Here is a 5061-nt window from a genome sequence, read left to right as displayed (position 1 = left end):
GCAGACTATGTCAAAACTCATTTTTTCGTCAATTTTTGCGTAACTGGTTCTAACACATTCCATTATATTCATAATTATTCGCCTCTATTCATATAAAAAAAATACGGATTTCTGACTTCTGGGGTATATATAACAATTATCATTCCTTGTGTTGAAAATTTAGTATTAATGGCGACATTTTGTCTCATTGAGTTTATTTTGTCATTTTTAGTAGTATTTGTCAAGTAGGCGGGGAAAATGTGGGAAAAAGAGCATGGTTTTTTTCACTACCGTAACTACCCACTACCCACTAACAACTAGACCTCCCCCGTTTTTACGCCGATAATAGTAAAATATGAATAGCCTTTTAATTTTATATGCCGGTAATCTGTCTGATATGGCCTATGAACCTGTTTTTGAGGGGAAAAATTCTGTAATAGTGGCTGTCGATAGGGCAAAAAGGTTCCCCGGTGTGGGAAAAACTGTTCTTTTTGCCCGCGCAAAAGCCGATTTTTCCACTTTGACGGATATTCAGACAGAAAAAAGAGACTTATGGACAAAAAAGAGCCTTCTTGAAAGAATAAGCGAACTTCAAACGGACTTTGAACTTATCTATTTTGCCTTCGCGGACTGCCCTTTCCTCGATCCTGACCTAGCGGGTAAGCTGGCGGAAAGGCACATCAAGGGCGCCGCTGAATATTCCTATGCAGACGGCTTTGCCTACGGTCTTGCCCCTGAAATTCTCTCTCCCGGTACACCCGGCATTTTGGCAAAAATATTGGGCGGCGATGACGGTCCTGTGGAAAGGGACATTCTTTTTTCCGTAATTCAAAAAGACATAAACGCCTTTGATATTGAGACTGAAATTTCCTCTATAGACCTTCGCTGTCATAGAATTAACCTGAGCGCGGACACAAAACGCAACCTTTTCCTTCTTAAAAACTTTATTTCCGCCGCCAATGGCAAGCTTCCTACCGCCGCCGAGGTGGAAAGCATAGTTGAAAATCAGCCGCAAATTTTAAGAACATTGCCCTCCTTCTACCCTATTCAAGTTTACGGCGGCTGTCCTCAAAAATGCGCGATCTGCCCCTACCCGCTGGTTACAGACGCGGCGGAACGCAAAGATTTTATGGACGGCGAAAAATTTAGCTCGCTTTTAAATAAAATCACGGCTTTTTCAGGAGACGCGGTAATAGACCTTTCCCTCTGGGGCGAGTTAAGCCTTCACCCAGAAAAAATGAAGTTAATAGAAGAAGTTATTTCCCGCCCTGAATTAGCCTTGATCATCGAAACTTCAGGCATCGGCTGGAAAAATGAGGAAATTGAAAAATGCGCCGAATTGTGCGGCAGTTTGGAAAAAGGCGCAGTTGCAAGAAAAAACGCCCTGCCGCCTTTATCGTGGATTGTATCACTTGATACTTCCGATCCTCAGCGCTACGCACAACTGCGGGGAGCGGGTTTTGCCGAAGCGGAAACTTTAGTTAAAAAACTTTTTTCGCTGTTTCCAAACGACTGTTATGTGCAGGCTGTGCGCGTAAAAGGAGCGGAAGACGATACGGAAAAATTTTACCGTTACTGGAAAACTGCCTCTCCCAAAAATGAGAAAAACATCATTATTCAAAAGTACGATGATTTCTGCGGTTTCCTTGAAAAAAAACAGGCCTCCGATATTTCGCCGGTTATCCGACAACCATGCTGGCACATTATGAGGGATATGCCCGTTTTAATAAACGGAGACGTTCCCCTGTGCAGGGAAAATCTTTCGGTATTTAAAGACGAAAAAAATGACATACTTGGAAATGTATTCGCGGATCCTCTTGAAGACATCTGGCAAAAAGGGGATAAGTATTACAGGGAACAATGCGTAAAAAATTACGCGGGGATTTGCGCGGGGTGCGATGAATACTATACCTACAATTTTTAATGAAAAAATAACCTCATATACCGCCGTGGGAAGCAAGGGACGCTCCGCGTCAACGGGCATTTCAGCCGTTGTTTTAAACCGTCCCGGCCAGTATCAGCCAAGGGCATTTTTTTCCGATCTTGAAAATACCGGTTTTGATAATGTGATTTCCGTAGAATCCTGCGCTCCCCATTACGACATTGAAGAACTCTCCGGACGTTTCCCTTTTGTACGCTTTATTCTGCCTGAAAAAGAATTAAATCTTGGCGAACAGATCAACCTTGCCGCTTCCGAAATTGAAAGCCCGCTTTTTTATGTACTTCGCAACGACATGAAAATAATCGCGGGAGGAACGGCAAAACGGATGGCGGAAAGGCTGAGCGTAATTTCTGAAGATAAAAATAACGCTGCAACAGAAATTGGTTTTAAAAGACTCTGCACAGTCCCCGTGATAATGAATTCAAATTACGAGGTATTACCGGTTCTTATAGCCCCAATGACGCGCAGAAGTAAAATGAAGCCCGTTTTTCTGGAACCGCAGACAGAAGGCGATTTAAGCCTGTACCCATTTGACGGAATCGGCATTTATGACAGAAAGCGGTTTATTAATAGCGGCGGTTTTGACATAACGCTAAACAATTCATTTTGGCAGTTAATGGATTTCGGTTTTAGAGCGCGTCTTTGGGGGGAGGAAATCGCCTTAAGCCTTCACTTAAAACTTTCCTATAATGGGGAATTACCAGAGGAAAACATTACCGTAGAAGAGAGCTACAGGCGTTTTTATATGAAAAATCTGGCTCCCGTTTTCAGAAAAGATTACGCCCATCTTCCTTTTTACCGTTTTCCCGCCTATCTGTTAAAGTCCAAAGATGATTTCTTTTCATCATGGGAAGAATTCAAGGAATGCAGGAAGTGGGTAATAAAAAACAAATTCAGGTGGACATGTGACGCCAGGGAAGTGACAAAACACTGGGATTCACCTTCAGAAAAAGCGGGGCAGAATTGACGGCAATAGTATTACAGGCAAGAATTGATTCTTCAAGACTGCCGGGAAAATCCCTGCTCTTGCTGGACGGAAAACCGCTAATATTTCGCGTAATGGAAGCGTTAAACAATATTCCATCCGATTTAAGAATACTCGCCTGCCCTGAGGATTCACTTTTCTCATTTACGCCTTTGGCGCAGGAAGCGGGGTTTCAAATATTATCAGGCCCCAAAGAGGATGTTCTTGAACGTTACTGTATTGCAATCCGCGAATATTCAATAAACAGGGTAATCAGGGCGACAGGCGACAACCCGTTTGTATTCACAGACGCTGCCGCTTCCATTAACACTGAAGCTTCATCCCTTAACACGGATTACGCAGGTTTCACAAACCTTCCCTACGGCGCGGGAGTTGAATCCGTTTCCGCTTCGGCCCTCCTTCGCGCCGCAGATGAAGCTATTCTTTCCTCCGAGCGCGAACATGTCTGCCCCTATTTATACAATCACCCTGAATTATTTTCCGTTTACCAGCCTTGTTCTCCTGAACGCTGGCATTTTCCCAACATCCGCATTACCGTTGATACTCAGGAAGACTATAACCGCGCTGCGGAATTGTATCACGCGCTAAATAATGAGCCAAACAGATACCACGGTGAGACAATTATTAAAAAATACGCGGAGTTATTCAGCAAATGAACCAGGCTCCGATATTGATCGTTCCCTGTTGTGAAGAAGGCCGCGGCGGCGGGCACATAAACAGATGCATATCGCTGGTAAATGATCTGCGCTTCGCAGGACGCGAAGCTTTTTTTTACTTACAAAAAAAAACTGAAAAAATTGCCAATCTTCTGCAATTAAAAAATTTTAACGCGTCCTGGATTATTGGCAATGAACAAATAAACCGCCCTTTTGGACTCGTCATTTTAGACCGTTTTCAAACTCCGCGTGACGAACTTTTACGCTGGAAAAAACTCGCCCCTGTAATCGGCATTGACGAAGGCGGCCATTGCAGAGATTACTTTGATTTCCTAATAGACATACTAATTCCCGAAAACTTTGAAAAACCATCCGCTAACATCACTTCATGGCGTCTGTTGGACTTGCCAAAAAGGACAAAGAGCGATAATGACGCAAAAAACACAAAATTAAAAATTTTAATCAGTTTTGGACAGGAAGACGCAGCAGGACTTGGTTTTTCGACAATAAAAAAACTTGCAAAATGCAATTTAAAAGAAGCGGAGATTACATTATTAAGAGGCGGGTTAAACAATTCAAAGTCTCCAATACCGGATTATGTAAAAGTTCTTGACTCCATACCAAATCTAGCGGATCACCTTTGCGAATATGATCTTATAATAACCCACTACGGCATTACAGCCTACGAAGCGTCATACGCGGGAACGGCAGTTTTGCTTGACCACCCCACTCCTTACCACAAAAAAATCGCCAAAGCCGCAGGTTTTTCAAGTATTAATCAAATTAAAAACTTTACCACGAATATAAATTTGCCACGAATCTCAAAACCAAAAGAACAAACCCTTGCCAATTTAATCAACTCATTCTCCCCGCAAGTGAATCGCTCCTGTCCCGTATGCGGCGCGGATACGCCGTCACGCAGTTTAGCGCGTTTCCCTGAACGCACTTACCGCCGTTGTTCAAAGTGCGGCGTAATATACATGGACAGAGCGTATCCGCCCCCCATTGAGTACGAGAGGGAGTATTTTTTTGAATCGTACAAAAAGCAGTACGGTAAAACCTATTTGGAGGACTTTCCCAATCTTGTCGCAATGGCAAAACGCCGCCTTAGGCATATTTCCCAAATACTTCACACAAAGAGCACAAAGGAACATCAAACCTTCGGTTCGCGAACACAAAGAGAAGAGGAAGGTGGAGAGGAGCCTCTCCTTCTTGATATTGGCTGCGCTTACGGAGCGTTTCTTGTTGCCGCGAAAGAAGAAAATTTTTCGCCGGTTGGAATTGATCCCGCAGGGGATGCGGTGCGTTATGTGCAAGAAACGCTAAACATCCCCGCCGTTCAAGGATTTTTCCCAAACTGCCAATTCCCCACTCCCCGCAGTCATTATTCCAAGGCGTGTTGTCGTCCCCTGAATTGAACGGGCAAACGCTTCTATCCCTTCTTTGTCTTTTAAATCAATTTGTTCAAATTGATCCGCCTGAGATACGCATGGCGCGGA

At 43.7% G+C, this 5061-nt stretch carries 4 protein-coding genes; all 4 read left to right on the top strand.

What is annotated here, in order from left to right:
* Positions 1-334 precede the first annotated feature (334 nt).
* The 4 genes from ACYVRH_RS10860 to ACYVRH_RS10845 are packed head-to-tail and all read left to right on the top strand — an operon-like array spanning position 335 to position 4980.
* Positions 335-1903 carry a spiro-SPASM protein gene (locus ACYVRH_RS10860; RefSeq protein ID WP_461256933.1) on the top strand — a complete coding sequence of 523 codons (1569 nt, stop codon included), beginning with the start codon at positions 335-337 and terminating at the stop codon, positions 1901-1903.
* Positions 1878-2888, top strand: a complete 1011-nt coding sequence (locus ACYVRH_RS10855) for a hypothetical protein (protein WP_461256932.1) — start codon at positions 1878-1880, stop codon at positions 2886-2888. Before ACYVRH_RS10860 ends, ACYVRH_RS10855 begins: the two co-directional genes overlap by 26 nt.
* The gene (locus tag ACYVRH_RS10850) at positions 2885-3562 is read left to right on the top strand and encodes a cytidylyltransferase domain-containing protein (protein ID WP_461256931.1); all 678 of its coding nucleotides are present in this window, start codon (positions 2885-2887) and stop codon (positions 3560-3562) included. Before ACYVRH_RS10855 ends, ACYVRH_RS10850 begins: the two co-directional genes overlap by 4 nt.
* Positions 3559-4980: a hypothetical protein gene (locus tag ACYVRH_RS10845; RefSeq protein WP_461256930.1), complete on the top strand. Its 1422-nt coding sequence runs from the start codon at positions 3559-3561 to the stop codon at positions 4978-4980. Before ACYVRH_RS10850 ends, ACYVRH_RS10845 begins: the two co-directional genes overlap by 4 nt.
* Positions 4981-5061 lie beyond the last annotated feature (81 nt).

It is taken from the genome of Treponema sp. R80B11-R83G3 (assembly GCF_054786115.1).
The sequence above is the reverse complement of the archived record's forward strand: the minus strand, read 5'-3'. Positions and strand labels throughout refer to the sequence as shown.